This window comes from Kitasatospora sp. NPDC007106, assembly GCF_040634455.1.
Taxonomy (GTDB): Bacteria; Actinomycetota; Actinomycetes; order Streptomycetales; family Streptomycetaceae; genus Kitasatospora; species Kitasatospora arboriphila.
The window spans coordinates 22,620-29,237 of the sequence record NZ_JBEYFP010000029.1 but is presented as its reverse complement, the minus strand read 5'-3'; the positions used below and the strand labels follow the sequence as shown (position 1 = coordinate 29,237).

Below are 6,618 nucleotides of genomic sequence, written 5' to 3'. Positions count from 1 at the left end.
GTGACGGACCGTCCGTGGTTCGCCATCGGCGGCATCGACGGGACCAACCTCGACGAGGTGCTCGCCGCGGCGGCGCCCGGGTCCTCGGCGGCGGTGATGGCGCGGACGACGACGATCCGTCGCGCCCCCGCGGCGAGCACCTCGTCGAGGTTGGTCCCGTCGATGCCGCCGATGGCGAACCACGGACGGTCCGTCACGGCCTTCGCCGCGTAGGAGACCAGGCCGAGGCCGGGGGCCGGGCGGCCGGGCTTGGTGGGGGTGGGCCAGACGGGGCCGGTGCAGAAGTAGTCGACGCCGGCCTCGGCGACCGCCGCGTCGACCTCGGCCTCGGCGTGGCAGGACCGCCCGATCAGGACGTCCTCGCCGAGGATCGCGCGGGCCGCCGGCACCGGCAGGTCGTCCTGCCCGAGGTGCAGCACCTGCGGTCCGGCGGCGTGCGCCACGTCCGCCCGGTCGTTGACCGCGAAGAGCTTGCCGTGGCGGCGGGCCGCGTCGGCGAAGACCTCCAGGTACTCCAGCTCCTGGCGGGCCTCCAGGTTCTTGTCCCGGAGCTGGACGATGTCCACCCCGCCGGCCAGCACCGCGTCGAGGAACTCGGCGAGGTCTCCCTGCTCCCGGCGGGCGTCGGTGCACAGGTAGAGCCGGGCGTCGGCCAGCTGCTCGCGCGGGTCGGCCATCAGAGCGCCATCGCCTGGGCGCGGCGCTTGACCTCGGTGGCACGGTTCTCGTGCAGGGCCTGGATGGGGCTGCCGGGCAGCGACGGGTCCTCGGTGAAGAGCCACTCGAGGATCTCCTCGTCGCTGAAGCCGGAGTCGCGCAGGACGGTCAGGGTGCCGATCAGGTGCTTGACCGGGCCGTCCGGCGTGATGAACGCGGCGGGCACCTGCAGCGACCTGTTCTCGCCGCGGCGGACGGCCAGCAGGGTGTTGGCCTTCACCATGTTGCGGACTTCGGTGACCTGCACCCCCCACAGTTCGGAGATGTCGGGCAGGTACATCCAGGCCGGGACCAGGGCGTCAATCTTGGGATCGATCTCACTCACGGCACCAGACTGCCACCTGCCGGGCCCCGCGCGCACGCAGCCCGCCCCGCCCGCCCGGTACCGATGACGGATCGTGACCGGACGACCGCCGAGGGCGGCGACCCCCGGGTGAGCGCGGCTCAGGCCGCGGCGGCCTTCAGCGGGACGGCCGGGTCGGCGGCGCGGGCGCGGTCCAGCGGGGTGCCGCGCTCGATCAGCCGCTTCGCCTGGTTGAGGTCGCGGGGCCGGTCCACGGCGAGCAGGGCGACGGCGGCGCCGCCGCGCAGCCACAGCACCGACCAGGACGGCTCCTCGGGGCTGCCGCGCCACAGCAGTTCGTCGGCGTCGGCGTGCCGGCCGGCGTACTGGACCATGCGGCCGAACTGCTCGGACCAGAAGTACGGCACCGGGTCGTAGGGGGTGTCGGAGCCGAGCAGCGAGGCGGCCGCGGCGGCGCCGGACTGCAGGGCGTGGTCCCAGTGCTGGACGGTGAGCCGGGTGCCGGACCGGTGCGAGGGGTAGGAGGTGCAGTCGCCGGCCGCCCACACGCCGGGGGCGCCGGTGCGCAGCCGCTCGTCGACCAGGACGGCGCCGGCCGCGTCGAGGGCGACGCCGGAGCCGGCCAGCCAGCGGGTGGCGGGGCGGGCGCCGATGCCGACGACGACGTGGTCGGCGTCGATCCGGCTGCCGTCGGCGAGCAGCAGGCCGGCGGGTTCGACGGCGGCGACGCCGGTACCGCAGCGCAGGTCGACGCCGGCGTCCGCGTACCAGCGGGCCATCAGGGCGCCGAGCTCGGCGGGCAGGGCGCCGGGCAGCGGTGCGGGGCCGGCCTCGACGACGGTGACGTGGCAGCCGAGCTGCCGGGCGACGGTGGCGGTCTCGGCGCCGATCCAGCCGGCGCCGACCAGGGCGATCCGGGTGCCGGGGGTGAGGTCGGCGCGCAGCGCGAGGGCGTCGTCGAGGGTGCGCAGCATGCGGGTGCCGGCGGCGGCGGGCAGGGTGACGGCCTCGGCGCCGGTGGCGATCACCAGGGCGTCGTGGGCGAGCGGGCCGGCGTCGGTGTGCAGGACGCCGGGTTCGAGGCCGGTGGCGCGGCGGCCGAGCAGCAGTTCGACGCCGAGCTGCTCCCAGTCGATGTCGAAGGCGGTGGAGTCGCTCTTGCCGAGCAGGACGTCCTTGGAGAGCGGCGGCCGGTCGTACGGGCGGTGCGGCTCGTCGCCGACCAGCGCGACCGTCCCGCGGAAGCCGCCCTGGCGCAGGGCGAGGGCGCACTGGGCGCCTGCCATGCCGGTGCCGGCGATCAGGACGCGGTCCGTTCCGTTCAGCTCTGCCACGGCGGCCACCCTATCGGCCGGGGTGTCCAGCCTGTGTACGCCCTTTCGGGGTCGGCGACACCCGGCGTTATGGTGGGTGCACACCACACGGGAGCCCGGTGCACCGGGCTGAGAGGCGGGCTGGAGCGGCCTGCGACCGTCCGAACCTGATCCGGGTCATGCCGGCGAAGGGAGAATCAGCGACGTGGCACGGTCCCATTCAGACGTGCTGGTGGTCGGCGGCGGCATCATCGGGCTCGGCGTCGCCTGGCGGGCGGCGCAGCGCGGCCTGGCCGTGGCCCTGGTCGATCCCGTGCCCGGCGGCGGTGCCGCGCAGGTCGCGGCGGGCATGCTGGCGCCGGTGACGGAGCTGCAGTACGGCGAGGAGCCGCTGCTGCGCCTGGGCATGGCGTCGAACGAGCGGTACGCCGCGTTCGCGGCCGAGCTGACCGAAGTGACGGGCCTGGACACCGGCTACCGGCGGACCGGGACGCTGGCGGTGGCGCTGGACGCGGACGACCGCGAGGAACTGCGCGAGTTGCACGCCTTCCAGGCCCGGCTGGGCCTGGACTCGCAGTGGCTGACCGGCCGGGAGTGCCGCCGGCTGGAGCCGATGCTGGCGCCGGGGGTGCGCGGCGGCCTGCTGGTCACCGGGGACCACCAGGTGGACGGGCGACGCCTCGCCCGGGCGCTGGTGGTGGCCTGCGAGCGGGCCGGGGTGGTGCTGCACCGGGAGTCCGCGGTCGAGCTGCTGGTCGAGGACGGCCGGGCGGCCGGGGTGCGGACGGACGGCGGCGCCGAGCTCGCGGCCGGACGGACGGTGCTGGCGGCGGGCTGCCGCAGCCATCTGCTGCCCGGTCTGCCGGAGGGGGTGCTGCCGCCGGTGCGGCCGGTGAAGGGCCAGGTGCTGCGGCTGCGGATTCCGGAGGCGTACCGGCCGTTCCTGTCGCGCAACGTGCGGGCGGTGGTCCGCGGGCAGCACATCTACCTGGTGCCGCGGGCGGACGGCGAGCTGGTGATCGGCGCGACCAGCGAGGAGCAGGGCTTCGACACCACGGTGACCGCCGGCGGGGTCTACGAACTGCTGCGGGACGCCCACGAGTTGGTACCGGGTCTGACCGAGCTGCCGCTGGTGGAGACCGGTGCCGGGCTGCGGCCCGGCTCGCCCGACAACGCGCCGCTGCTCGGCCCGACCCGGCTGCCCGGGCTGGTCGCCGCCACCGGCCACTACCGCAACGGCGTGCTGCTGACGCCGGTGACCGCCGACCTGCTCGGCGAGCACCTGGCGACCGGGAGCGTCCCGGAGCTCGCCGCCCCCTTCTCCCCCGACCGTTTCCACGCGAAGGCCCTCGCATGCTGAACACCGATCCGGTGCCCGTCCCCCTGACCGTCAACGGCGAGCCGCAGGAACTGCCTCCGGGCACCACGCTGGCCGAGGTGGTGGCCCGGGTGTCCGCCGCGAACACCGGGGTGGCGGCGGCGGTCAACGAGGCCGTGGTGCCGCGCGGCGCCTGGCCGGCCACCGTGCTCGGCGCGGGCGACCGGGTGGAGATCCTCACCGCCGTCCAGGGAGGCTGACGATGGCCGACGACCTGTTCACGATCGCGGGCACGGCGTTCACCTCGCGCCTGATCATGGGCACCGGCGGCGCCCCCAGCCTGGACGTGCTGGAGCAGGCGCTGCAGGTGTCCGGCACCGAGCTGACCACGGTGGCGATGCGCCGGGTCAACGCCTCGACCCAGGGGTCGGTGCTCGACGTGCTGACCCGCAACGGGATCCGGGTGCTGCCCAACACGGCGGGCTGCTTCACCGCCGGCGAGGCGGTGCTGACGGCCCGTCTGGCCCGCGAGGCGCTCGGCACCGACTGGGTGAAGCTGGAGGTGATCGCGGACGAGCGGACGCTGCTGCCCGACCCGATCGAACTGCTGGACGCCGCCGAGACCCTGGTCGACGACGGTTTCACGGTGCTGCCGTACACCAACGACGACCCGGTGCTGGCGCGGAAGCTGGAGGACGTCGGCTGCGCGGCGATCATGCCGCTGGGGTCGCCGATCGGCTCGGGGCTGGGGATCCGCAACCCGCACAACTTCCAGCTGATCGTGGAGGGCGCGGGCGTGCCGGTCGTCCTGGACGCCGGCGCGGGCACCGCCTCCGACGTGGCGCTGGCGATGGAGCTGGGCTGCTCGGGGGTGATGCTGGCCTCGGCGGTGACGCGGGCTCAGGACCCGGTGCTGATGGCGGACGCGATGAAGCGGGCCACCGAGGCCGGCCGGCTGGCGTACCGCGCGGGCCGCATCCCGCGCCGCTTCCACGCCGAGGCCTCCTCCCAGATGGCCGGCCGCGCCCACCTCGACACCCGCGAACACCCGGCGTTCTAGGGCGGCCCCCCGCGCGCGCCCCCGACTCGGCCGCCCCCGGGGCGCGATCGCATGTCTCAACATCGGCACAACCGCACCGGAGGCGGCGCCGTACCGGGCCGGGGGTCACCCCTGCGTCCTACACTCCTCGGGTGGACATGACGCTCGACGACCCCCTGATCGGTGCCCTGCTCGACGGCCGGTACCGGGTTGATCGGCGCATCGCCGTCGGGGGCATGGCCACGGTGTACCGCGGGACGGACACCCGGCTGGACCGCGTCGTCGCGCTGAAGGTGATGCACCCGGCGCTGGCCGCCGACGGCGGCAACGAGTTCACCGGCCGGTTCATCCGCGAGGCGAAGGCCGTGGCGCGGCTGTCCCACCCGAACGTGGTGAACGTCTTCGACCAGGGCGCGGACGGCCGGGCGGTGTTCCTGGCGATGGAGTACGTGCCCGGGCGGACCCTGCGGGACCTGCTGCGCGACCGCGGGGCGCTGTCGGCGCGGGCCGCGCTGGACATCCTGGAGCCGGTGCTGGCGGCGCTCGGCGCGGCGCACCGGGCGGGCCTGGTGCACCGGGACGTCAAGCCGGAGAACGTGCTGATCACCGACGGCGGCATGGTGAAGGTCGCGGACTTCGGCCTGGTGCGGCTGCTGACCGGCACGGAGGGCGCGGGCGACGCCGTCACCAGCACCACCTCGACCGGCACGGTGCTCGGCACCGTCTCCTATCTCGCGCCGGAGCAGATCCGCCAGGACGGCCCGACCGACCAGCGGGTCGACGTGTACGCGGCCGGCATCCTGCTGTACGAGATGCTGACCGGCGCCAAGCCGCACACCGGTGAGAACGCCATGCAGGTGATCTACCGGCACCTGAACGAGGACGTCCCGGCGCCGTCGCTGGCCGCCCCCGGGGTGGGCCGCGAGCTGGACGCCATAGTGGCCGCCGCGACCGCCCGCGACCCGCAGGCCCGTCCGTGGGACGCGGTGGAGATGCTGGCCGCGCTGCAGCGGGCCCGCCGGGCGCTCACCCCGGCGCAGCTGGACGCCGAGCCGCCGGCCTCGACCCGGCCGACCCCGCAGTACCCGACCGGTGAGGTCACCGCGGTGGTGGACCGCCCGGTGGAGCGCACCAGCGTGCTGGACGTGCCGGCCGACCTGCTGACCCCGCCGCGGCCGTACGACGAGTCGGTGCCGGCCCGGCCGCCCCGTGCGCCGCGGCCGCCGCGCTCGCGCGCCCCGCTGATCTGGGGTGCGGTGATCGCGGTGGTGCTGCTGCTGGTCGGCGGGGCGACGTACCTGCTCTCGGACGGGCTGTACACGACGGTGCCGACCGTGCTCGGGCAGACCGAGGCGCAGGCGGTGGCGACCCTGGACAGGTCGGGGCTGCGCGGCACGTTCAGCCAGCAGTTCAGCGAGACCGTGACGGCCGGGCAGGTGATCTCCACCGATCCCGGGGTGGGTGCCCGGGCCCGCAAGAGCGATCCGGTGAAGGTGGTGCTGTCCAAGGGGCCGGACCGGGTGGCGGTGCCGCCGCTGGAGGGTCTGCCGCTGGAGCAGGCCCGCAAGGCGCTCACCGATGCCAGGCTGACCCCGGGGACGACCCGGGAGGCGTTCGACGACGACGTGCCCGAGGGTTCGGTGATCAGCGCGGAGCCGGGCGCCGGCACCTCGGTCAGCCCGAACACGCCGGTCGCGCTGGTGGTCAGCAAGGGCATGCAGCCGGTGCCGGACGTGGTCGGCCTGAGCAAGGACGACGCCACGAAGGCGCTGACCGACGCCGGCTTCAAGGTGCAGGCCACGGGGCTGAACCTGTTCGGCACCGGCAAGGTCTCCGCACAGGTGCCCAAGGCCGGCACCCCCCGTGCGCAGGGCAGCACCGTGGTGATCAGCTTCGGGCTGTTCTAGCGGGTCGCCGGGAGCCGGGG

At 75.2% G+C, this 6,618-nt stretch carries 7 protein-coding genes and 1 riboswitch; of the genes, 4 read left to right on the top strand and 3 right to left on the bottom strand.

From position 1 onward, the window contains the following. The 3 genes from thiE to ABZ641_RS05745 all read right to left on the bottom strand — a co-directional run. The coding region (gene thiE / locus ABZ641_RS05755) for a thiamine phosphate synthase (RefSeq protein WP_359979434.1) at positions 1–677 on the bottom strand (677 nt) is incomplete at its 3' end. After that, on the bottom strand, positions 677–1,042 hold the full coding sequence (locus ABZ641_RS05750; RefSeq protein ID WP_344625988.1) for an Rv2175c family DNA-binding protein: 366 nt from the start codon (positions 1,040–1,042) through the stop codon (positions 677–679). The genes ABZ641_RS05750 and thiE, both read right to left, overlap by 1 nt. A 119-nt stretch (positions 1,043–1,161) precedes the next feature. Further along, positions 1,162–2,364 carry an FAD-dependent oxidoreductase gene (locus tag ABZ641_RS05745; protein ID WP_344625989.1) on the bottom strand — a complete coding sequence of 401 codons (1,203 nt, stop codon included), beginning with the start codon at positions 2,362–2,364 and terminating at the stop codon, positions 1,162–1,164. Between the two features lie 68 nt (positions 2,365–2,432). Beyond that, positions 2,433–2,545: riboswitch (TPP riboswitch) on the top strand. On the opposite strand from ABZ641_RS05745, the gene thiO reads away from it, so the two are divergent. The 4 genes from thiO (at position 2,540) to pknB (ending at position 6,598) form a co-directional block, all read left to right on the top strand. After that, on the top strand, positions 2,540–3,694 hold the full coding sequence (gene thiO / locus ABZ641_RS05740; protein WP_344625990.1) for a glycine oxidase ThiO: 1,155 nt from the start codon (positions 2,540–2,542) through the stop codon (positions 3,692–3,694). Its footprint overlaps the riboswitch before it by 6 nt. After that, entirely contained in the window at positions 3,688–3,912 is a 225-nt protein-coding gene (gene thiS / locus ABZ641_RS05735) for a sulfur carrier protein ThiS (protein WP_030262890.1), read from the top strand. Before thiO ends, thiS begins: the two co-directional genes overlap by 7 nt. A 2-nt stretch (positions 3,913–3,914) precedes the next feature. Beyond that, positions 3,915–4,712 carry a thiazole synthase gene (locus tag ABZ641_RS05730; RefSeq protein WP_344625991.1) on the top strand — a complete coding sequence of 266 codons (798 nt, stop codon included), beginning with the start codon at positions 3,915–3,917 and terminating at the stop codon, positions 4,710–4,712. Positions 4,713–4,849: 137 nt separating this feature from the next. After that, entirely contained in the window at positions 4,850–6,598 is a 1,749-nt protein-coding gene (gene pknB / locus ABZ641_RS05725; RefSeq protein WP_344626028.1) for a Stk1 family PASTA domain-containing Ser/Thr kinase, read from the top strand. Positions 6,599–6,618 lie beyond the last annotated feature (20 nt).

What these genes read in the sequence shown, in the direction of transcription:
- thiS (WP_030262890.1), top strand. Translation starts at nt 3,688, where the DNA reads ATGCTGAACACCGATCCGGTGCCCGTCCCCCTGACCGTCAACGGCGAG.
- ABZ641_RS05730 (WP_344625991.1), top strand. Translation starts at nt 3,915, where the DNA reads ATGGCCGACGACCTGTTCACGATCGCGGGCACGGCGTTCACCTCGCGC.
- pknB (WP_344626028.1), top strand. Translation starts at nt 4,850, where the DNA reads ATGACGCTCGACGACCCCCTGATCGGTGCCCTGCTCGACGGCCGGTAC.